Source organism: Mesorhizobium sp. WSM4887 (genome assembly GCF_029625865.1).
Lineage (GTDB): Bacteria > Pseudomonadota > Alphaproteobacteria > Rhizobiales > Rhizobiaceae > Mesorhizobium.
The window spans coordinates 1-20,849 of the sequence record NZ_JARTVP010000012.1; the positions used below are offsets into that span (position 1 = coordinate 1).

General features: G+C 58.5%; 17 protein-coding genes and 4 pseudogenes. 8 read left to right on the forward strand and 13 right to left on the reverse strand.

Annotated features, from left to right (window positions below):
- Window positions 1-710 precede the first annotated feature (710 nt).
- The 3 genes and pseudogenes from P9230_RS27700 (at window position 711) to P9230_RS27710 (ending at window position 5,524) form a co-directional block, all read left to right on the forward strand.
- Window positions 711-4,244, forward strand: coding sequence for an autotransporter domain-containing protein (locus tag P9230_RS27700; RefSeq protein WP_082826570.1), 3,534 nt, complete (start codon window positions 711-713; stop codon window positions 4,242-4,244).
- A gap of 243 nt (window positions 4,245-4,487) precedes the next feature.
- Window positions 4,488-5,171: pseudogene (locus tag P9230_RS27705) on the forward strand (integrase); the annotation flags it as partial.
- Window positions 5,172-5,287: 116 nt separating this feature from the next.
- Window positions 5,288-5,524 (forward strand): hypothetical protein, encoded by a 237-nt coding sequence (locus tag P9230_RS27710; protein ID WP_063169293.1) that lies wholly within the window; start codon window positions 5,288-5,290, stop codon window positions 5,522-5,524.
- Window positions 5,525-5,685: 161 nt separating this feature from the next.
- On the opposite strand, the pseudogene P9230_RS27715 reads toward P9230_RS27710, so the two are convergent.
- Both P9230_RS27715 and P9230_RS27720 read right to left on the reverse strand, forming a co-directional pair.
- Window positions 5,686-5,886: pseudogene (locus P9230_RS27715) on the reverse strand (SMC-Scp complex subunit ScpB); the annotation flags it as partial.
- 93 nt (window positions 5,887-5,979) lie between these two features.
- Window positions 5,980-6,240, reverse strand: a complete 261-nt coding sequence (locus P9230_RS27720) for a hypothetical protein (RefSeq protein WP_095769041.1) — start codon at window positions 6,238-6,240, stop codon at window positions 5,980-5,982.
- A 217-nt stretch (window positions 6,241-6,457) separates the two neighbouring features.
- Between P9230_RS27720 and P9230_RS27725 the strand changes: the two genes are divergently transcribed.
- A complete protein-coding gene (locus P9230_RS27725) occupies window positions 6,458-8,620 on the forward strand; it encodes a prolyl oligopeptidase family serine peptidase (protein WP_082826571.1) in 2,163 nt (720 codons plus the stop codon).
- Between the two features lie 38 nt (window positions 8,621-8,658).
- Window positions 8,659-9,357, forward strand: a complete 699-nt coding sequence (locus tag P9230_RS27730; protein ID WP_063169295.1) for an OmpW family protein — start codon at window positions 8,659-8,661, stop codon at window positions 9,355-9,357.
- A gap of 307 nt (window positions 9,358-9,664) precedes the next feature.
- On the opposite strand, the gene P9230_RS27735 is transcribed toward P9230_RS27730, so the two are convergent.
- The 9 genes and pseudogenes from P9230_RS27735 to P9230_RS27775 all read right to left on the reverse strand — a co-directional run bounded on the left by P9230_RS27735 (window position 9,665) and on the right by P9230_RS27775 (window position 16,495).
- Window positions 9,665-9,865, reverse strand: coding sequence for a hypothetical protein (locus P9230_RS27735; protein ID WP_244514237.1), 201 nt, complete (start codon window positions 9,863-9,865; stop codon window positions 9,665-9,667).
- A gap of 144 nt (window positions 9,866-10,009) precedes the next feature.
- Window positions 10,010-10,669 carry a hypothetical protein gene (locus tag P9230_RS27740; protein ID WP_063169296.1) on the reverse strand — a complete coding sequence of 220 codons (660 nt, stop codon included), beginning with the start codon at window positions 10,667-10,669 and terminating at the stop codon, window positions 10,010-10,012.
- A 101-nt stretch (window positions 10,670-10,770) separates the two neighbouring features.
- A pseudogene (locus tag P9230_RS27745) lies at window positions 10,771-11,426 on the reverse strand (IS630 family transposase); the annotation flags it as partial.
- 68 nt (window positions 11,427-11,494) lie between these two features.
- Window positions 11,495-11,729 (reverse strand): annotated as a pseudogene (locus P9230_RS27750) (aldehyde dehydrogenase family protein); the annotation flags it as partial.
- A 308-nt stretch (window positions 11,730-12,037) separates the two neighbouring features.
- Window positions 12,038-12,286, reverse strand: a complete 249-nt coding sequence (locus P9230_RS27755) for an aminotransferase class III-fold pyridoxal phosphate-dependent enzyme (protein ID WP_063169297.1) — start codon at window positions 12,284-12,286, stop codon at window positions 12,038-12,040.
- Window positions 12,247-12,474, reverse strand: a complete 228-nt coding sequence (locus P9230_RS27760) for an aminotransferase class III-fold pyridoxal phosphate-dependent enzyme (protein ID WP_263485461.1) — start codon at window positions 12,472-12,474, stop codon at window positions 12,247-12,249. The genes P9230_RS27755 and P9230_RS27760 overlap by 40 nt, the downstream gene beginning before the upstream one ends.
- A 221-nt stretch (window positions 12,475-12,695) precedes the next feature.
- Window positions 12,696-14,678, reverse strand: coding sequence for an argininosuccinate synthase-related protein (locus P9230_RS27765; RefSeq protein ID WP_063169298.1), 1,983 nt, complete (start codon window positions 14,676-14,678; stop codon window positions 12,696-12,698).
- The gene (locus tag P9230_RS27770; RefSeq protein ID WP_082826572.1) at window positions 14,675-15,619 is read right to left on the reverse strand and encodes a DMT family transporter; all 945 of its coding nucleotides are present in this window, start codon (window positions 15,617-15,619) and stop codon (window positions 14,675-14,677) included. Before P9230_RS27770 ends, P9230_RS27765 begins: the two co-directional genes overlap by 4 nt.
- 657 nt (window positions 15,620-16,276) lie before the next feature.
- The gene (locus P9230_RS27775) at window positions 16,277-16,495 is read right to left on the reverse strand and encodes a helix-turn-helix transcriptional regulator (protein WP_029354714.1); all 219 of its coding nucleotides are present in this window, start codon (window positions 16,493-16,495) and stop codon (window positions 16,277-16,279) included.
- A 109-nt stretch (window positions 16,496-16,604) separates the two neighbouring features.
- Here P9230_RS27775 and P9230_RS27780 point away from each other — a divergent pair, with 109 nt between their 5' ends.
- Window positions 16,605-16,871, forward strand: a complete 267-nt coding sequence (locus P9230_RS27780; RefSeq protein WP_063169299.1) for a DUF2285 domain-containing protein — start codon at window positions 16,605-16,607, stop codon at window positions 16,869-16,871.
- A 438-nt stretch (window positions 16,872-17,309) separates the two neighbouring features.
- On the opposite strand, the gene P9230_RS27785 is transcribed toward P9230_RS27780, so the two are convergent.
- Window positions 17,310-17,543, reverse strand: a complete 234-nt coding sequence (locus P9230_RS27785; protein WP_082826573.1) for a helix-turn-helix transcriptional regulator — start codon at window positions 17,541-17,543, stop codon at window positions 17,310-17,312.
- A gap of 115 nt (window positions 17,544-17,658) precedes the next feature.
- Between P9230_RS27785 and P9230_RS27790 the strand changes: the two genes are divergently transcribed.
- Both P9230_RS27790 and P9230_RS27795 read left to right on the forward strand, forming a co-directional pair.
- On the forward strand, window positions 17,659-17,940 hold the full coding sequence (locus P9230_RS27790; protein WP_063169301.1) for a DUF2285 domain-containing protein: 282 nt from the start codon (window positions 17,659-17,661) through the stop codon (window positions 17,938-17,940).
- Between the two features lie 438 nt (window positions 17,941-18,378).
- On the forward strand, window positions 18,379-19,335 hold the full coding sequence (locus P9230_RS27795; RefSeq protein ID WP_063169302.1) for an IS481 family transposase: 957 nt from the start codon (window positions 18,379-18,381) through the stop codon (window positions 19,333-19,335).
- Window positions 19,336-19,510: 175 nt separating this feature from the next.
- Here the strand turns inward: P9230_RS27795 and P9230_RS27800 are convergent, their stop codons facing one another.
- Entirely contained in the window at window positions 19,511-20,248 is a 738-nt protein-coding gene (locus P9230_RS27800) for a LuxR family transcriptional regulator (RefSeq protein WP_082826574.1), read from the reverse strand.
- Window positions 20,249-20,849: the final 601 nt, after the last annotated feature.

The following is a 20,849-nucleotide window of genomic DNA, read 5'->3' on the forward strand; positions in this document are numbered from 1 at the left end:
CTGCTTGATCAGCCATTCGATGTGATTTGACCACATCTGCAACACCTCGCGCTTCTCCTTGACGTTGCTATAGAGATCGTAGATTTCGCCAATGTCTCCGGTGCGGGCTCACAGCCCGTCCATATAGCCGCCAGTCTGCTGCCTTCGAGTGGCCCATGTTGGCCGCGGCCAGGAAGTGGCGACGATTGAAAGGACAAAATCAGTTGCCGAAACTCATCGCAGGTGACGGTCTGGTGGCAATTTGGGCACATCTTGTGTCTCGTCGCCAGTAAACACGGATGCCCGGCAGGAGCTGAGCTCGCTGCCGGCGGAAATCGTAGAGCGCCAGCGACGCATTCTGATCTTTCGTCAGGCAGTCGACCGCCTTGGCATACGCCTCGGCCTCCATCTCGATCGACCTGAACCGGTATCTTGTGCGCCATCCGGACGATCTGGGAAAGCTTGGCCGGGCCGGCGCCTTCCCAGGCGCACGGGAAGCGCGACGACCCATGTGGACCTTGGATTTCACTCCGCACTTACGCTGCTTTGGCCTTGTCAGCAGCCTGAGCATAAAGCGTGCTCAGCTTTCAGGCCGAGCACTCATCCATTGTTGACAGCACCTGTCGTCATTCAGGATCGCCCCATTCTCGCAGGCCGCTTGCAGCTTTCAGGCTGTTGTCAGCCAGGGCCGCCATAAAGGGTCTCGTTAAACAATTCAGGAGGCCGTTCCAATGAACAATCAGTTTGCGAGACTTTTTCGAGGACCAGGTATGCAGGCTTGTTTCAGGACAAAGAACTTTCTGGCGGCAACCACCGCGATGACGACGGTATTCCTGCCGGCTGTGTCTCTCGGGGTGGGTCTGGTAGCATTTCCAACTGGAGAAGCGTTGGCCGACGACCCGATTTCGATCCCGCTGGAGTATGTCGGGGAAGGCCATGACCGCCTGGGCATCTGGGCCAAGATCAACAATGGCAACGCGCAGCGATACGTATTCGACACGGGCTCGGACCAGCTCAACACGCAGATCGGGTCAGAGGTGACCGGGGTCCGCCCGATTGCCGACACGCCTTACGTATATACGTACGGGGACGGAACGTATGGTAATAAGCTTCAGAACGTGGAAATTGATAAATTTACATATGTCGATCCAGATCAAAAGATAACAATCGACGGGCCGTCTGTAAGCGATAAGAAATACCGGGCTGCTCGCATTCTCGATTTTGTCTATACCCATGCGTATTGCAAGGACAACAATCTTAAGTGCACGCCGGGATCCGTGACGGATGGACTTAAAGATATGTATGGTCAGGATCTCCAAGAACCTTATCACGCCGATAAGGAGCAGCGGGCGAAAATGACCGCTGGCAAGATGGCAGACGAAGGCGGCGATTTCGCAGGTACATTCGGGGCCGGCGATTTTCTTGGCAAGACAAGTGTCTGGGGCATGATGGGCAGTGTCACCAGGTCTGGCTACGTGGTCTCCGCCAATGTGAATCCGGATTCCGAGAGCGACCAAACGCCTGGCTGTTCCCCCTGCACGATTGTCAACCTCAATCCAAGCCTCCGGGCCCAATATACTAATGCCATGCCATGGGGAGAACCCGAGGAAAAAGATCAGGATTCTTATCAGAATTTTCCTGGCTCTGGCGCCAATGCCTCGACCGAATACGAAGGCAGCTACAATCTGCAGTACACGGTTAAGGATGGAGCCCCACCAATCACCGACCCCAACAAGACCGCGGTATTGCTCGACACCGGCACACCGGGCGGTGGCAGTCTGGAGATCAGTGATGCGATGCTGAAGCAATTTCAGGATGCGGGCGTCAAACTTAAAAATGTTCGGAGAAATGAGCAACGCGAGATCGTAAGCGCATCGGGCAACATCCCGAGCGTTACAATCGCAGGAACGGATGGCGATCCGGTAAGGCTGGACAATATCGACTTCACCTACACCAGCGGCACGACGGAACAACCCAATGACCAGACCAGTTTTGTTGCCGGTCTTGACTTCTTCAAAAACAGATCGGTCATTTTCGATCTGGAGAAGAAGTATACCGCTTATACGTCACATTTCGTCACTGCCAGCAACTTCTCTACCGATTCATCCGCACCCGAAGGGACCGGTCTGAGCAGGATCACGACGAGCATGGGGAATGAGGGCGGGTTCGGCATAGCGGGTGTCGTCTCCGGCTCCGGATCGCTGACGCTTGATACAAAGACGGTGGTCCGGATGACGAATGTCAACACCTACACCGGCGAGACGAATATTGCTCAGGATGCCTATCTCTCGCTTGCGGGGCTCGGCAACATCCAACGGTCAGCGAAAGTCGTTGCAGACGGCACGTTCGATATCTCCGAACATGGAAATGGCAGCGACTATTGGGGAATCTCCGACGCCTACAACGATGCCCGTATTCGTAGCCTGAGTGGCAGCGGAACGGTCGAACTGGGCAAGCGTACCCTGGTGCTAACGGATTCGAACGACACGTTCGCCGGCAGCATCAACGACCTCGACGTTGATAACAATAATATGGGCGGCAAACTATTCGTTGCCGGTGGCGTGCAAACGCTGAGCGGAAAGAACAATTTTTCCGGCATGACGACGGTCGGTTCCGGCGCGGGATTGCTGCTTGCCGATACAGGTGTGCTTTCCCATGATGCGACCACGTCCGGCTTTCTCGGGAATGACGGGCAGATCGGGGGCACGGCTATCGCAAACAGCGGCGGTGTCGTCGCAGGCGGCGGCACCTACGGTGCGGTCACCATTTCCGAGGGCGGCACGGTCGCTCCTGGCAGTGCGACCGATCCGAGCAGGATCGTCACCACACTGACTGTCACGGGCGATTTCGCGCAGCAGTCCGGATCGATCTATCAGGTCGACCTCGCAAGGTCGTCCGATCTCATCGATGTTGGCGGAGCAGCGGCGATCGACAGCGGCGCGCAGATCGAGCTGCTGCGGCAGGGAACGCTATCGGTCGATGCCCGATATACTCTGCTCTCCGCAGCAGGCGGCGTAAGCGGCACCTATGGCGGGCTGACGGGGGCTCTGGCGACAGACGCGACGCCCTTCGTCGATTTCCAGCTCGTCTACGATGCCAACAATGTCTATCTCGATATCAGCCGCACATCGACGGCGTTTGCCGATGTAGCCAGCACCTTCAATCAACGCTCGGTCGCCGCAGCGGCTCAGGCGCTTGGAAGCGGTAATCCGATCCAGGACAACATCCTGTTCCTGACGGCGCCGGAAGCCCGCAACGCTTTCGATATGCTATCAGGCGAGGTTCATGCTTCCATTCATAGCGGCCTCATCGAGGACAGTCATTCTGTACGCGATGCCGCGAGCGAACGGATCCGTGCGGCGTTCGACGGCGTCGGTGCCTCCAGCGTTCCGGTGATGACTTATGGGCTGGGTGGTCTGGAACTGGCCCCGGCAACGAGTGAGAATTTCGCCGTATGGGGCCGTGGCTTCGGCGCCTGGGGTCATCTCGACAGCGACGGCAATGCCGCCGGTCTCGATCACTCGACAGGCGGCTTTCTGGCTGGCGGTGACGCGGCTGTCGGCGAAAGCTGGCGGCTCGGCCTCATCAGCGGCTACAGCCATACCTCCTTGGAGGCGGACGATCGCGCGTCGTCGGGCTCGAGCGAGAATTACCATCTCGGTCTTTTTGCCGGCACGCAGAACGGCAATCTCGGTTTTCGTTCCGGCCTTGCCTATACCTGGCACAGCATCGAGACCGGCAGGTCCGTGGTCTTTCCAGGCTTCGCCGACAGCCTTTCGGCCGATTACGACGCCGGCACGTTCCAGGCCTTTGGCGAGCTCGGCTACCGTATCAATACGGCTTCGGCTTCCTTCGAGCCCTACGCTAATCTCGCTTATGTGAATTTTGACGCCGATGGCTTCACCGAGAATGGCGGCGCAGCCGCCTTGTCGAGCGGGGATCGCTCGAGCGACACGGCGTTTACCACGCTAGGTCTGCGTGCGTCGACGGTACTGACCCTCGGCACCGTGACTGCTACCGCGCGCGGCGGTCTTGGCTGGCGCCACGCCTTCGGCGACGTCAGGCCGGATACCGCTCTTGCCTTTGCTGGCGGTTCCTCCTTCGCCATCAAGGGCGTGCCGATCGCAAAGAACGCAGCTCTGCTCGAAGCTGGGCTTGACGTAAACATCACCGAGAACGCGACGTTCGGCATCGCCTATCAGGGACAGATCGCCTCGGATGCCCAGACACACGGGTTCAGCGCCAAGCTCGGCGTCCGTTTCTAAATCACCCGCAAAAGAGATTGGTTATGAAGTCAGTGAGTGCATTTTCTTTTACCGTCGTTCTCGGCTCAGCGACGGTGATGTCTGTGTCCGCCGCGCGAACGGACGATGCCTGCTACAACAAGGCACAAAGCCTATGATGACGCAATGTTCAATCGACGACCTGAAGCCAGTCGATGGCGAGCTTGACAAGCTCTACAAGGAGATGGAGACCCGGCTCAAAGAGTCCCGGCGCATGTCCAGGAACTGGTCGAGACCGCGAGGGGCTACAACGCCACCTCGGAGAACACGCGCGACGCCTACCCCAAGGATTGGCGGCATTTTTCCTCCTGGTGCCGGCGCGCTGGCTTCGATCCCCTGCCTCCGGGCTCGAAGGTGATCAGGCTCAATATCAGCGCCTGTGCCTCGGGCACCGCCGCCGGCGATCCGAAGCGTGGCGCCCCTGCCCTTTAGTTTGCGACCATCGAGCGGCGGCTTTCCGGCCTCGCCTGGAACTTTACCCAGCGCGGCCGGCCGTTGGACCGCGCGGAGCGGCATATCTATAAGGTTCTTGCCGGCATTCGCCGCAAGCACGCAAAGCCACCGCGGCAGAAAGAGGCGGTCCTGGCGACGATCTGCTGGCGATGATCGCCACGCTCGGCCACGACCTCAGGGCCTGCGCGACCGCGCTATTTTGCTCCTGGGCTGTGGCGGCGGCCTGCGGCGCTCCGAGATCGTCGGTCTCGACGTCATGCGCGACGACAACAGCGATGGCGCCAGCTGGATCGAGATTTTTGACGGCAAGGGCTGCTGGTCACCCTGCGCGGCAAGACCGGCTGGCGCGAGGTCGAGGTCGGCCGCGGCTCCAGCGACCACACCTACCCCGTAGTCGCGCTCGAGAGCTGGATCCGCTTTGGCCGCATCGCACGTGGACCCCTGTTCCGCCGCATCTTGTCGATCAGGTCGATATAATACGAAAAAGCCGCCGCCATTCGGGACGGGCGTCGGCTATCATGTCCAGCCATTATGCGGCGAGCGGATAGCTTTCGCCGGACCAGGCAGAGAACTTGGCGGCAAAAGCCTTCATCTCGTCGACCGCGAATGTGGTGCGCGGTTGCGAACTCGACTTGCTGGGCGAGAGGGACCTCGCCGAGAAAGGCGCTGACATGAGCGGGATGCTGCTTGGCCAAATCGAGATCCGCAAAGCAATCGGCCAGCGCCGCGTCGTCCAGCTGTACGCTGCAGGGCGCGTTCACGTCGTCAAGACGGATGCCAAATGCTTGCTCATAATGGCCGCAAGGTAATCGTTTCGGGTCGGAGACACAAGTTGCCGCCTCCTTCGCCGTAGAGTGGCCCGATACAATCACGATCGATATTGCCACCTCTTATCGATAGTGATCGCATAGTTCCCTGATTCGACTCTCAACCGCTCATATCAAGCGATTACTTCCATGTATCTGCTGCGCTAGCCCGTCCTGGCCTTGGAGTGTCGCTCCTCACCTCCTCCACCACTCACCAGCCCGATGGGAGTATCGCCCGCCAGCAGCTTCTCCTTGCTGAGCAGCGCGGCAACCTCAATCGCCTCGAAATCGGGCAAATCCCGCAGTGTGTCGAGGCCGAAGTGCAACAGGAAGGTCTTGGTCGTGACGTAGGTGTAAGGCGTGCCAAATTCAGCGGGCAGGCAGACGTTGACCCACAACAATCAAGGGGACGGTGCAGGCCAAGATTGCGGCAGGGCTTGGGCCCCCCACCCTTCTCCTCAGAACTCCGCTGCTTCCAGCTGGCGGCTGAAACTCACAGGCGCAGCCAGCTTGGTCTCTAACAGCATCGATCGCATCATGGTGTCTGCCATGAATCCGTGTGCGTGAAGCGCTCCAGAGCGAAGATGTTGGGCGTCAACCAGGTTCACTCCAATGAGCTTCACTTCTCGAGTTCTGCACAGTGTCCACGACTGGCGCCGGAGGTTGATCCGGTGATTAGGAGGAGCACTCGTTGTCGGATTCTCGACGATGTCGGACATGTGACACAACGCTTCCAGAGCGATCGCATTGTTCCGAAACGATTTTCCCAGTTGGCACGAAGGTTGCGGCCCTATGCGCAAAAGCACTGCGATGCCGCACCGACTGGAAGAACTCATCAATGATCACGCTTTTCGAACATGTGGGCGCCGCTACCGACACTGAGCGTTCCCGAGCCGACGGAAGCCTCTATCCCTTCTTTCTGAAGGCTGTCCGGACATGAACGCATTTGATGTCCGTCCAACGCTTGATGCTCCCGACGACGATCCCTATGTCTGGCTTGAAGATGTAGAGGGCGAGCGGGCACTTGCCTGGGCCGCCGGCCAATCGGCAAGGACTCTGAAGCACTTCGGTGGAACGCAGTTCGAGCGCGACCGCGCGGCTCTGACAGCCATTTTCGACAATCGCGACAATCTTCCCCTGATCGCGCGCCGTAGTCAGTACCTCTACAATTACTGGCGAGATGACGGTAATCCACGCGGACTGTGGCGCCGGACCACCCTTGCCGCCTACATGAAGGCGGATCCCCAATGGGAGCTACTGCTCGATCTGGATGCTCTCGCGGCTAGCGACGGAGAGGACTGGATCTGGGACGGCGCGTCCATCGAGCCGGAGAGACGGGAAAGAGCCGTTCTGCGCCTGTCGCGCGGCGGCAGCGACGCGGTCGTGCATCGCGAATTCGACCTGATTTCTCTGAGCTTTGTCGCCGACGGCTTCAACCTCCCCGAGGCCAAAGGCTACGTTAATTGGCTGGACCCTGACACGCTTCTGCTTTCCAGTGCGCTTGGTAATGGCATGGCCACCCGCTCCGGCTATGCGCGCACAGTTCGACTGTGGAAGCGTGACGCGGATCCCCTCACCACGCCGGCAATCTTCGAGGCCGGGTTCGAAAGCTTCCAAGTGTCTGGTCATTCGGACCGCACCGGCCGCAGCGAGCGCCTTTGGTTCATCGAGCAGCCGGCCTTCTTCGAGAAGATCAGCTGGATCGGCGATAGGAGCGGGCCGAGGAGGCAGATCGATCTTCCTCGCGACGCGTCGTGGCGGGTCTTCGGCGACTGGCTGGCGGTAAGGCCGCGCAAGCCCTGGACGGTGGGAGGCACCACCCATCCCGCCGACGCGCTGATCGTCATCTCGCTTTCCACTTTCCTCGCCGGCGGACGCCGTTTTGAGACCCTGTTTCAACCAGGGGAAAGGCGCTCCATGCAGTCATTCTTCTGGAATGACGGGAAGCTCATTATCTCTTACCTCGTCAATCTCGCACCGCGTTTCGAGATGTTCACTCCCGGCCACCAGGAATGGACGCGCCGAGTCCTGAACACCCTGCCCGCCGAAGGTACTGTCGACGTCTGGTCATTCGATGCGGCAGTTCACGAGACCAATGGAGAGGTCCTGATCTGTGCTCAGGATCCGATCACGCCGCCGCAGCTCTTGCTGTTCGATCTGAATGCCGCGCCGTCTCTCAGCGCTTCAGCAATCCTGAAGCGCAGCCCGGAGAATTTCGATGCATCCGGACTGGTGGTCACGCGCCACGAGGCAGTCTCTATCGATCATGAGCTGATCCCCTATACGCAGGTTGGTCCGGCGAACGGGAACGGAGATGCTCCGATTCACCTTTCCGCTTATGGCGGGTTCGGCGTATCATTCCTGCCCTACTACAACTCCCCGCTGGGCAAGCTGTGGCTCGAGCGCGGTGGCACGTGTGTCGAGGCGAACATCCGCGGCGGCGGCGAGTTCGGCACCCGCTGGCACGAAGCCGGGCGCAGGGAGGGCAAGCGTCTCGCCCACGACGATTTCGCCGCCGTTGCCTCCGACCTCGTGCGAAGGGGCATCACCCTGCCGAGGCGGATTGCCGCCGAGGGTGGCTCAAATGGCGGCCTGCTGATCGCAAACATGCTGACCCGCTATCCTGAGCATTTCGGGGCTCTGTTCTGCACAGCACCGCTTATCGACATGCGTCGCTACACCAAGCTCTTGGCGGGCGCGAGCTGGATCGACGAATATGGCGATCCGGACAAGGTTCACGATTGGGCTTTCCTGAAGGAAATCTCCGCCTATCACGCCGCAGCGCCGGGACAGCCCTATCCGCCTATCCTGATCGCCACCACGAAACGCGACGACCGCGTCCATCCGGGCCATGCGCGCAAGATGGCCGCAAAACTGCAGGCTCTTGGCTATCCCGCTTACTTCTACGAGGCCAGCGCAGGCGGGCACGGCTGCGGCGAGGACAATCGGGAGCAAGCCGCATTCATCAGTCTAGGCACCAATTTTCTCCGCAGCGCAATCGGCTTCAACGATCACCCTCCGGAGACGGCGGAACGCGTTGCAACGCAAGAGGGGCATTTGAGGTCCATCAACAATTCATTCGAGCAGGAGACGAAATAGTGCAGTGCATCCTTTCTGAACATCAAGGAGTGAATCTCATGGCGAGAACGCGAATGGGCGTAGCGCGGGCAACAGCAGCGGCGGTGGCCCTGATCATGGTGGGACAGCAGGCCGTCGCCGCGGAGCCTGCGCAAGCAGAGACCGTCCTGGCGGAGACGGGAGCCTCGGTCACCGAAGCGCCAATCCCTTGGCAGGTCCGCCTGCGGGCGTTGGGCGTCGTTACGAAAGATCTGGGCTACGTTGATACGCTTCCCGGCTCCGGTCTTTCGTATTCGGACACGGTGACGCCGGAACTCGATATCTCGTATTTCTTCACCGACAACATCGCCGCCGAACTCATACTCGGTACCACTTATGCCAACATCGCGGGCCAAGGGACGATCGGAGGGTTGGGCAACATCGGCAAAGTTTGGCTGCTGCCGCCGACACTCACGTTGCAGTACCATTTTACCGATCTCGGCGCGTTCAAGCCTTATGTCGGCGCCGGCGTGAACTACACGATCTTCTACAACCAGGACACTGGCAGCGCTGATGCTCTCAAGGTGAAGAACACGTTCGGCACGGCGCTGCAGGTCGGATTCGACTACATGGTGGACCAGCACTGGGGCCTCAACTTCGACGTGAAGAAGCTTTTCCTGAAGCCGGACTTCGACGTCACGGTGACCGGCGCGAAGCTGACGGGGAAGGCGGAGCTCGATCCCTGGCTGATAGGCGCAGGTGTCACCTACCGCTTTTGAATATCAGAGTGAAGTCTGCTTCCCGACTGCCGGTTTAAATGAAGGGCGCCTCGCGCGCCCTTTTTTACGGTCGACACTGCAGCGCAAGACCTCATGAAGCTATTGTCGGGCGGGGTTCTCTTCCGGCGGACCAAGAAGATGCACTGGCCAACCGGCCTTGCGCCTGAGGTGGAGTGCTTAGAAGCGCTTTGGATCGGGACGGGCTTTGGTATTGTGGGTGGAATGCTTCAGCCAGACCATTTGCCAGCATCGTCTCCCGGACGTCATGTGTGAGCTTCTTTGTCAGCGCAAGGCGAACACGGATCTCCTAGCAGGCCGTTGAAGAAGTGTCCCGTTTGGCCTTGAGGATTGCCTCGTCGCCGTTGTGATAGAAGGTGATGTCGATGGAGCCGTCGTCGAGCAGTTCAGCATGGCCGTCGCCTGTGACCTCGTCCATTTCGTCGAATCCGACCCATGTGAAGAAGACCGTCGACGGGCCGTAGCCGAGTTCGAGGGTTAGATGAGCCAAACGCCAGTGGGGCGTCCTGGGGACGACGCGCGCGAGATTCTGGTCGTGGTGGCCAGCCCAATACGATGTGAGAAGTTGCTGCCGGTGCGGGTACCGGAGGTCGCCGATAGTGACAGCCGATGTTCGACAGCGGCAAGGACATGCTCAGCCGTCAACGCGCCGAGGGCTTGGCCGGGAATGGTGGTGATGGAACCAATCCAGAAAGCGGCGGCTGCCCAGGAGAACGCCTTCGCGGGACTTTGACTCCAGTCCGCACACCCTGCTCAGATAGTCCGAAAAAGAGGTCAGAAGCGGAGCATCCGGATTATTATCTACACTGGGAACAGAAGCATGGAAGCGTTCTGGAGCCACTCGCCGCGCGTTTACCAGTGCCGACACTGCTCCAAGCTGACTATCTGCCATGACCACCTGCCGAACGTAGTCCGTTGATGCCACCGGTACCCTTCGCGGTCTGCTCCAGCGGGAAGATCGGGTCTGATCGACCCTGCTGACCTGTGCGGCGGCCTCTCTCGCTAGGGCGTCCCCCTTCCTGTCGTCCTCCTCCGCCGCTTTCGGCTGCTTTCGGCCCGCCGCCCTCGCCAAGGCGTCGTAGTCGGTAAGCGCGTCCTCCGTCTCCTTTAGGGGCTTCATCGCGTGACTAGAGTTTAGCGCGTGTTTGTAGGCGGCGGACCGAATGGTCGTCGAAATGCCACTCAGCGCCACCGCAAGATGCCCTAGGGCTTCCGCCTCATGATCTGACAGCGGCACGTCACGATTAGAGCCGATTGCCCTGCCTTCTTCCAGTTTCACAATGTTTGTAGTCATTTCCTGCTCCATCGCGTTGACTGAGATACGATGGAGACGGAAGTGGAGAACAAATTTTTACAAGCAACTAAGATGATATTCTCGTCAACGGGACAATAGTGGACGTTGAGGGCGGCGAACAGGGTGGTGGTGCCGTTGCGCTTGTAGTCGTGCCTCATCGTACCGAGCCGCCCCTTCTTCATCGGCAGGCCGGGTGGGTGCGGTCGAGCGCCGGATCTGGCTCTTTTCATCGACCGACAGAACGATGGCATGGGCCGGCGCATCGAGATAGAGGCCGACGACGGCGCGCAACTTGTCGACGAACTTCGGATCATTGGAGAGCTTGAACCTGGCGCCAGCGGTGGGGTGCGAGACCATGCGCCTTCCAGATGCGCCTGACGGCGCTGGCGCTGATTGCGGCGGCTTGCGCCATCATGTCGGCGGTCCAGTGGGTCCTCTCGCCCGGCGGATCGGCAAGCGTCAGTGCCACGACGCGCTCGCCGACATCGGGACCGAGCGGCGGAATGCGCCACTGTCGCGTCTTGTCGCGCAGCAGCCCGTCACAGCCTTCCGCGGCAAAGCGCTCCTGCCAGCGCCAGACGTCGGTCTTCGACTTGCCGATGCGGCGCATGACCTCGCCGGTGCCGACGCCGTCGGCGGGCAAAAGCACTATCTCGGCGCGCCAGACATGCTTTTGCGGGGCGTTGCGATCCCTGATCAGCGCCGTCAGACGGACGCGATCGGCCGACGAAACGGTGAACGATCTTCCTGTGCGCATGCGCCAGACTCGCACGCGCAGGCCAGAAAGGGAATCTCTGATTGGACTCCTATGTCAGGCGGGAACCACTAGACGCCGAGACCGCCGATGCAGACATGTTTGGTGTCGAGATAATCCACGATGCCCTGGAGGCCGCCTTCCTTGCCGAGGCCCGATTCCTTGACGCCGCGGAACGGCACCTCCGGCGTGGTGATCAGGCCTTCATTGACGCCGGTACTTCAGTCCTTCCATCACGCGGAAGGCGCGACCGAGATCGCCGGTGTAGAAGTAGGCCGCGAGGCCGAACTCGGTGTCGTTGGCGAGCGGCGTGCCCGACCTGAGACATGGGTGACGTTTTGTACCGGACACGGATGAAGTGCACCCCTCGGGTGAGCGTTTGCTCGATAATATCCACTGAAGTGAAGCAGTCGGTCTTAATGCTGGAACTCATGCCACCCGACCGACCCGGGAATTCGCAGCAGCGGCGCCGTCGAGTGCAGAACGAATGCCGTCAACCAAGGGGTCGATCTCGCTTTCGGTGATTATATAGGGCGGACAGATTCCAAGCACTTCTCCCATATTGCGGATCATGACGCCGTGCTCGCGGCACCGCCGCTCGACATCGCCGATCCTCAGCTCGGGCGCGAAGACGCGACGGGCGCACGATCCTCGACGATCTGAACCCCCGCGATGAAGCCGCGGCCGCGGGCTTCACCGACAAGCGGATGGTCGCCGAGCGCGTCCGCGAGGGCTCCATGCAAGTGATCGCCGAGACGACGCGCCTGGGTCACGAAATCGATCTCGCTGTAGATCCTGATCGCCTCGGCGGCGACGGCCGCTATCACCGGATGACCGGAGTAGGTGAAACCGTGACCGAACACGCCGACCTTGTGGGCCTCGTCAGCGGCGCATTGATAAATCTTGTCGAGATAATGACGCCGCCAATGGGCAGGTGACCGGATGAAAGCCCCCCGGCGATCGAGAGCATGTCCGGTTCCATCCCAAATGTCTGGCTACCAAACCAGTTCCCGGTGCCTCCGAAGCCGCAGACCACCTCGTCGGACAGCATGAGGATAATTTCTCACTTTCTTGCGAAGATCGGGGGTGTCCACGGTCATTCGTATTACGCGAGATCCGCGAGGCCAAAAACCATCATACCAGAGAGGCGAAACTGCTATCTAGGTGTTTAGATGCAAGAAATTAATCCTGCATTGTTCCCGCACCAGGAACACCCGAGAGGATACCAAGCAGTATTGAACCTTGTTGAAAATGCTCTCGGCGCGCTGGGCGTTATAATTTCTCGAAGGCGATCACAAGGACGTCGCGATAAGCGTACGGCATTTTCAGGTTTTCGGCCACAATCGACGATACATCGTGAAAGGTTTCGCGGTCGTTGCAGATCACAAAATCATTCGGGGAGTTCATTTCGACCTCGCCGAGGAACTCCTTTGAGGCGTCGGTGATCATGCTCATGCCGCCGGTGACGTTGACCCGCCCAATCATATAGCAAGCAATGAAGTCCACCCCGTCCTGGTGAAGGCCCTCGGGTGCCGGTTTGCCATTTACACCATCGCGCGCGACAATCCGGTAGGGATGGATCTTGATATTCCAACGATCATGTCGGGCGGCTTCACATAGAATTCTGCAGAAACCTGTCAGAATCTTTTCTAAGACGGGATGGTCTATAAAGGAGTTTTCAAGGGGCTCGAAGTGGCGCTTGAAGCCGCCATTCAGATGATTGACACTTTTTGATTGTTCGTAGGGGGCGTGGGGTAGGAGCCTAAAGATTCCGTCAGTCGCGTCATATTCAAAAGCGCTATAGCGCCGGTAACGATATGTTCCGCCGTCACGCATGTATTCATCGAGAAGAAGTCGATTCCAATGGTCAGCAAAGTTCTTCCAGGCTGCATCAATTTCGATGCCAAAGCAGGCTTCGGCGCGCTCGCCTTTTGAAAACCACCATCCATTTGTCACCAGACCGTCAGTGCATTGTTGACTGAGGTTGGCCGGCGCCTGGGGTGCGTTGTTTTCCACGGGTGTCTCCCTTTTGGTGACTTGGCGAGGACGGAACGCTTTGGACAACGCTATGTGGGTTGCGGCTTGGTATTCCCAAAGGTCGCGGTCCCTAATGTATCTCGGCGTCCTGGCTCGGATCGACCGAGGTAAAAAGCGTGTGTGATCGACTATGTAGCTGACGCTCCCGCTAACGCCCTCGAGGGCGGATGCAATGGCCCGTTCGCACATCTGGTGAATAGTACTGCCCCATGCACCTGAAACCGCCTCTTGGGACCAGGCTTGCTCAAGCCCTTGCTTCAAAACGATTGATGCCACGTCAAGAGAAGCGGTTTCGAGGTGACGCAGCGCGTCGAAGATAATGGCCGCGGCAGGGGCCTCGCGGACTTCGAGAACCTTTTGGCCGGTTGTGATGTGTTCAAGCCCGACAAAGCGGCCGTGCCCGAATTTGCCGACCGTGTTATTCAGGAACGGGATTGCGTCGACCAATGCAACATCACGGTCATCAATTGACACGAGACTTCCGTCTGCAAACCCGAGTTTGATCTCTACCGGCTGCTCTGCGGGAATGTGGCGCGTCCAAGCAAATGCCTCCTCGGGGATGGAAAAGTTCTCGGGATCTTCCAAAGGCCCCGACTCGAATTCCCGACACCAGAGGTTTTCGTCCGCGCTCCACGTGCGGTCCGCCACAAAAGTCGCTCCACACTTGGACAGGTCGGAGGTCTTCTGTTGTCGGGATATCACAGAGCATTCATACGGACTGCCGAAGTTGCCGGAAAATCCTGAGCGCTTAATGCTATTGTTAAGGCGCGGAAGACTGTTTTGAGAAAGGTTTGCTGTATGAAGAACCAGCCGTGAGTTGATTGACCTAGCATGATTAACAACCAAAGATGCGATTATGGGACGGCTCAACGAACTGCTCAACGGATAGATGCCAAGGTACTTGGCGTGGGCTCGAATGGCTGATTTCACGCCTTGTTCGACAAAGGCATCCCGCCCTTCGAGGCAGACAAAGCGCGCGCCGAACATGGCTGCCGTCCGTTCCAACAAAGGCTGATCGATGCGCGTTCCGACATCCGCTGCGACAGCTTCAATGTTCGCAAAGCCAAGGCTTTGCAGCTTGTAGAGAAGATAGGTGCTGTCGAGACCGCCGCTGAACATGGTTGCAACTGGTGCGGTTCGGTCCGGAAAAGCCTCCAGATCTTCAAAACTCGAAATGCCGCCGATGGCGGGTTTGGTGGAAGCCAAGATGGGGTTCATTTGGATGTCCTGCTCTCAAACCAGATGCCAGCAAACGTCGCAGCGAGGACGAGGCCTGCGCCTATCAAGCTCGGTACTGTCAAAGGCTCATTCAGAAGAAGGTGCGCTAGAACGAAACCAAAAAAAGGTTCTGTTCCCATCAAGAAGCCAACCCGTGTCGGTGTGGATTTTCTCACTGCGGCATTTTGAATGTAGAATGCAGCGAGGGTGCAGAAGAGTGCAAGGAAGGCAACAGCGCCCCAAAACTGAAGGGTGGCCCTCACAACAAGGCCTGAAATTCCGAACTGAGCGACGGCCAAAACGAAAGTAAGTGTTGCCACCGTCGATCCTTGGATGGCCGTCAGGGCTGCAGATGAAATCTGCCGGCCGGCCAGAAGGCGTTTGGTGGAAACGACCATAACCGCTCGCAGAATCGCGGCCCCCAAGACAAGCGCGTCACCCGGGCTGAACCTGCTGATCCCGCCAGTGAGAATGCCGACACCGATGCACGCTATGGCAGCACTTGCCAAAATGCCCGTAGGTGGAAGTCGCCGTGATAGCCCATAGTCGATGCTCGGCGTGAAAATCACACAAAGCGATATGATCAAGGCCGTGTTCATTGCGCTTGTCGATGCAACGCCGTAAGTTTCAGCAATAAAGATGCAAAAAAGTATTGTTCCCAATGCGAAGCCGCGGATGAAATCGCCCCAGGAGACCAATGCGATCTCATGTCTTGCAGCCACTGCCGTAATGATCGTAGTAATCAGGAAGCGATAAAGAACAAGTATCGAAACCGGCGCGTAGAACAGTGCGCCTTTCCCGACCGGATAGCTCGCCCCCCAAACGAATGCGACTCCCAGCAAGGCTAGATCCACCGAGAAAGATGGCGTCCGTGTTTTCCTGACAGGTATTGGAGAACTTTCGAAAACGTCCACCTTCAAAGTTTCCTTTGTGTTAGCCATCCACCCCTGCTGCGAGGGTCAAACAGATCAGGTCGTTCAGCCTCTTGGGCGATCCGTGCCGCGGCGTACTTGTTTTTGGTAACGCAAGTGCCGTGCCGATTCGGAAAACCATTGCTAGACAACAACCTGGTCGCCTTGATAGTTCGGCGGTTCATGTCCATTGTTGTCAGAATGCCGACAATGACTTCAACTGCAGGGATCCTACCGGCAGGGCCTCAAGGCGAACACGCGGCTCCAAGATGCCGACACGATGGCTGGTTCAGCCATGCTTCGACAGTTGCCTGTTTTTTCAGTTCCTTTGCTGTTCGTGCGCTAACCGCAACGCTCCATACTAGTCTCGCGTGGCTGTCCCCGTGGGGTGGGCGGCAGAAAGCGATTAGGCCCGCTGAAAGAGGCGAACCGCATCCGAAGGATCGTAACCAAGAGAAGGACCTGAAGCGAGAGCGAAGGTTGCGGGAGGCCGCGGCGGGCCTAAAAGGCAATGCCGACCGCCCCAGGAAAGGCTGACAAAAACCGCAGCGGCCGACTGTCCAATAGGGTGCGCCGGGCCAGGGCGAGCCAAATGGCAGGGGCTGCCGGGGGACCCTAAGAAAAGCCTGGGTTCACGAGCACCCGGCGCGCGCCATCAGGCGGCCAGCTACTTGGAGGGCGGGTGTATCATGCCTGTTTGTCGGGCCGAACCAGATCCATGTGGCTGACGCCGAGGGCCAATGCCAGTTCATAGATCGTGATAATTGTCGGATTTCTTCGGCCTTTCTCCAAGCCGCTGATGTACTGCTGACTGAACCCGGAAATCTCCGCAAGCTGCTCCTGCGTCAGGCGCTTCCTTTGCCTGATCCTCTGCACATTCCGTCCGACCAACTTGCGCATATCCATGCACGCAAGCCAGCGGATCAGGCGGCTTGAGTTTATCAACTATAATATGTAATCCACATTTAGCAGGCACAGGGCTTCGCGGGTCCATTGGCCGGAGATAGAATTAGCGATGTTGCAGCCCAGATCGAACACGCCGTTCGCCGACGAGGTCCCCTGGTCGGACCGCATTACAGCCTACGACAAGGACCACTTTACAACCTATATGAGGCTCCTGGACGCCTCGGCCGACAACGCCACTGAAGAGGAAATGGCCAAAGTGATCCTCGGCATTGATCCGGCACGCGAACCTGAGCGCGCACGCAACGTTCTTCGCAGTCATCTCGACCGTGCAAACTGGGTGGTGACGAGCGGCTACAAGGATTTGTTCGCCAGTTGACGAAATGGGCGGTGCGGTCGCTTCGCTTCAAGCAACGAAGTCGCGCAACCGCCATGCATCGACGTATCACCACAGCGCGGATGGCCCAGCGCTTCGCTGTCTCATCATTTTGTCCTCCGCTCGCCAATGGCTGCTTCCCAGGAATGGGTGCGGCGGCGAATCATGACAGGAACGGGTCCGCCGTCTGAGCCGCACCGCATCCGAAGGGCCGGATGGACAACCTACTGAAAGCTCACAGCTGGCTAAGGGTTGCGGGACGCCGCGGCGGGCCTAGAAGGATGCGGCGCCACCTGCTGAGAAAGGCACAAAACAGAGCGAATTGCGAGAGTCTAACGACGCGCTAGGAGGCGCAGCGGAATGGTCGAGACGCCAGAGCCAAGAAAATCGGGGCTCGACCCACCGGCACACGGCACGCGCGGTGATGGGCGCGGGCGCCCACTACGTGCGCAGGCTCAACAGAATCTCACACGGATCAGCATCGAGGGCCGCAGTTACGTCGAGAAACTCAATGACATCGAGACGCCGTTCGCCACCCTCATATTTCGCCACGAAAGATTGCGGACGACCAAGCTTCTCAGCCACCTGCGCCTGCGTCAGCCCTTTGACATTGCGCAGTGAGATCAACTGGGCCAGAAACCGCTGGTGGCGGGGAGATCGAAGAGATTTGGGCATTTAGGTGAACCGGCAGGTAGAGACCGGCTCAGCGACTAATCCCCGTTTCGGATTATCCCATTTTGGGATATTCTGCCTTGGATCCAGCGATCAACATGCGAGGTTCGCGGCAGACATGAATCAATCAACGGGAACAGATAGGACTCAAAGCTCAACACTGCTCGACGAAGTCCCTTGGTCTGACCGTCTTACCGCCTACGACAGGGCGCACTTTACCATCTATATGAGGCTCCTGGACGCCTCAGCCGATGAGGCGCCCGAAGAGGAAATGGCCCAACTGATCCTCGGCATTGATCCGGCACTTGAACCGGAGCGCGCCAGGAAGGCGCTTCGTAGTCATCTCGACCGTGCGAACTGGATGGTGACGAGCGGCTACAAGGAATTGTTCGCCAGCTGACAAATTCGCAGTGCTCGGTCATAGAAGCGTTCCTGTGCCATTGGTCAGGCTGATCGGGGCCTGCACCACAGACGCGCCGGCAAAATGGACCCGGTGGCGAGCACAATTCAGTTCCCAGGAAATCGGGGTTTGGCAACTGTCCGAGCGTCTGACGTGATAGAAGGTTCCGCTCTGTCTGGATGGGTATTAGCCCGGAGCAGCACTCCATATCGTACCGGCGCTCGACGAAGGGTCCACCTCTTCGCTTTCAAGCCGCATAACCGATAGCCATCGCCCTAAGTCAAGGGTTAGAGATTACCGGCAGGCAGGTATGCAAGCGGGCCATCCTCGGAAACTATATAACCGCACGACTAGCTGTGAGCTTTCGGGAGGTTGTCCATTCGGACCGGACCGGGGAGACTGGAGTTACCAAGCTTCAGCACTCACCGGAGGGTCCGAATGAACATCCATAAGAATGCCCGTCTCACACCGCTGCGTCGAGAGGAGATGGCGCTGTCGGTGATAGAAGGCGCTTTCTCCAAAGCCCATGCGGCGCGTGTCTACGGCGTGTCGGCCAAGATCGTGGCGCGCTGGGTCGAGCGCTACAAGTCCGAAGGGCGGGCCGGCATGATCGACCGTTCCTCGCGGCCCGCCAATATGCCGCAGGCCACCGCTGCGTTGATCGCCGAGCGCATCATGGCGCTGCGGCGGCAACGTTGGACCGGCAAGCACATCGCCCATGAGGTCGGCGTCTCGCCCGCCACCGTTAGCCGGGTTCTCAAGCGTGCCGGACTGTCGCGGTTGCGGGATATCGAACCGGCCGAGCCGATCCGACGCTACGAGCGCGAGCATCCTGGCGAGATGATCCATATCGATATCAAGAAGCTCGGTCGTTTCGAGCGCATCGGTCATCGCATTACCGGCAAGCGCACCGGCAATGCCAGCTCGCGCGGCAGCAGTTGGGAGTTCGTCCATGTCTGCATCGACGACGCCTCCCGCATCGCCTTCTCGCAGATCCTGCCCGACGAGAAAAAAGAAAGCGCCATCGCCTTCCTCAAGGCGGCGGTGGCCTACTACGCCAGCCTCGGCGTCACGATAGCCCGCGTCATGACCGACAACGGCTCCTGCTACAGATCAAAGGCCTTCGCCAAGGCCTGCCGCGATCTCGGCCTCAAGCACGTCAGGACAAGACCCTATACACCCAAGACCAATGGCAAGGCCGAGCGCTTCATCCAGACAGCACTGCGCGAATGGGCTTATGCCATCGCTTATCCGACTTCAGATCACCGCGCCGCAGAGTTGCCGGTCTGGCTGCACAGATACAATTGGCACCGTCCCCACGGGAGCCTAAAGTCCAAAACACCTATCAGTCGCCTCGCTCTAACCGAGGACAACCTGTTGAGGCTCCACAACTAGCTCGTCAGCGACGACACACCCGCTCGAGCACCCATAGACTATGATCACCGGCGCGGACTGGAAGAATACGGCTGCATCGCCCGAGCCGGCGGAACAGAAGATCTCGGCATCCAGTCAACGCTCGATACAAAGCGCGCGATCGAATGGCCCGAGCACAAGGGGATCAAAAAGCTTCTCAGACAATTGAGGACCCTTCGGACCCCAAAAGGGCTATAGCCTGATTTTGGGTTCGCACGCCTAGCTTCTTCTTGGCATTGTCCAAATGAAAAGCGATCGTGCGTGGCTTGATACCCAAGATGCGGCCGGTCACCCAGGCTGAATTACCCCGCGCTGCCCACCTCAGGCACTCATATTCGCGGGATGTCAGCGAAACCCCATCCACTGTTCGATCGCTCGGCAATTTGCGGCGAACGCAACGATGAAAGCAGGCCGCCATCAGTTGAAGAGCTTGTTCGTACCGCTCAGCGACCCGAAGAAATACTGGACGAGGCTCATCGGCGGCAAAAGTAACCGCAGCGATGCGGCCGCGGAGATCGACAATTGGGATCGTCAAACCGCAGCAGATGCTGAATTGAGCCGCCTCATCGAATAGCTGCTGTTGAGCCGGCGACATTTTATCGCCTCCCAAATTCGATCCCCAGTGAAACGGGCAGCCGCCATTTCGAGCACGCAAGACCACAGGATCGAGTTTCTCATACTGATTTTCCAGATACTGTCTGGTCCAGCGGGGTGGATAGTTTGAAATTAACCTCGGTTTGCCGGAAGGCCGTGCTGGCAAGGAGAGGTAGGCAAAGAAGATTAGGTCAAGTCGTCCGGCCGCCTCAGCCATGGCATCCCGGAAATCTGCCTCATCGATACTCTGTGACAGTCTTTCAAGGAATGTCTCGAAAACAAGTGGCATGTGCCTCGTCATCGTCGCGCTCGATTCTTCCTCTTTCTGCACGCCTTCCGGCTGCGTCGTGTATGTCCCGACAAACGTGATTGAATTCGCGGGCGTCGCTGGGCTGACCGGGCTCCAGAATGCTGCCACACTTTCGATCTTCGTCGGTCATCCCAATCATGCTGGGCTCACCCGATGGGCGTCTGGCAGACGCCTCATGATCTCAACAGCTCAATCAGAGAATCTCCATGCATTAAATCATGACCGCCCCTGCACCGACCAAATCAGGAGAAATCATCCTGCGCTGACCAAAAGCCATCATTGACCCCAGCTTTTGCAGGAATTTGGGTCGGCATTAGCATAACAATTCGGATAGCCGCTCATCCCCCACCCGGGGCGCCGTGATCCGCAAAGAAGTGTTGCGATGCTTTCTTTTCTTTGATAGGCAAATCGTCTCAACAATATTAAAATGCCTTTCCTTGTGAACGGGGTGGCGTGTGAGTATCGTCCTTCTATATACCTGACGTGATAAAATTCACCGCAATGATTATGGCCCGCTGCAATGATGTAAAGGGCACGTCTAAGCTCAATCTGCATCGGAACGTGCAGATGACCTTTACCAGACCCTCGATCC